This window comes from Rhodanobacter fulvus Jip2, assembly GCF_000264315.1.
Taxonomy (GTDB): Bacteria; Pseudomonadota; Gammaproteobacteria; order Xanthomonadales; family Rhodanobacteraceae; genus Rhodanobacter; species Rhodanobacter fulvus.
This window is the reverse complement of record NZ_AJXU01000091.1, coordinates 1-1,166: the sequence shown is the minus strand read 5'-3', so window position 1 is coordinate 1,166 and position 1,166 is coordinate 1. Positions and strand designations below refer to the sequence as shown.

The window sequence follows — 1,166 nt, the reverse complement described above, 5'->3', positions numbered from 1 at the left end:
GGCGGCGAGTGAAGCCGCCAGCGGGGCGATGACCAATTATCTCGCCGATCACCACATCGATCCGAACAGCGCCGAAGGCAGGACGCTGATGGAGCTGGCCAGTGCGGCTGTGGGCGGTGCCGTGGGCGGCGGCGCGGGTGCGGTAACGGCGATGGATGGGGAGAAGTACAACCGGCAGTTGCATCCGGACTATGTGCAACACCTGCTATCACAGGCCGAGGCTTTCGCCGAGCAGCAATGTGGCTGCACTTTGAGCCAGCTGCCGCAGGATCAGCAGGACCAGTGGGTCGACAACGCCAGACAGACCTTGCTGGTCACTGCTCAGCGGCTGCAAGACGACACGTTCAACGCCAAGTTCGATGGCGCGCCGTTGGACGCGGCGGCTGAGGCGTTCATCCAGAATGACTCGTTCGGCGAATGGATCGGGGGCACGTATTACGACATGTCGTATGCCAACGCCGAACAGCGCGCCGACCCGAACATCAACGGATATGCGCTATACCAGCGGCTGAACAGCGACGACAACGGCGGTTTGGGCGCGCTGCTGCCAGCCACGGGCTACAGCTTGGAGCAGTACTACGTGTTGGGAAGAAACGATTACAACTCCGGAGAACCGCAGTCACAGGCCATGGACGAGGCCATCTATCAAGCGCAACAGCAAAGCGGTAAGGACTTTTTGGCGTTCCAGGGCAATCTGGCGTTGAATGGCATGGTGGCGGGATTGACGGGGGGCTTGGGCAATGTCGCCGTCGAGGCAACCGCAGGTACACGAATGGGCAGCATCCTGGAATACGCGCTCACCACGCGCACGGGCACCGCGGCAAGCGGCGCGTTGGTCAACGCGGGAGCGCAGGCCGCAAAGAAGGATGGTCATGTCGACTTGGTTGAAGTGGGTACGACAGCCGCCTCAGGCTATCTCGGCTTGGGGCGTGGCTTCTGGTGGAACACCGCGTTGGGGGCTGGCGCGAATGCGGTGAATACGGAGTATGGCAATCTGGCGAATGGTACGGACGACAACGTGTGGCTCGGTGGGGCCACGGGGGGCATGACGACGGGGGCCGGCTATGGTGTGGGTGGCTTGGCGACGAATCGGCTATCGCGAGGACAGCCCGGAGCGCTGGGACCGGTTATTTGGGGGAACTTCATTAGGGATGCTCTGATCAATC

Annotated in this window: 1 pseudogene; it reads left to right on the top strand. The window is 62.2% G+C overall.

Features of this window, described 5'->3' with window-relative positions:
- Window positions 1–28: 28 nt before the first annotated feature.
- Window positions 29–1,166 (top strand): annotated as a pseudogene (locus tag UU9_RS17150) (hypothetical protein); the annotation flags it as partial.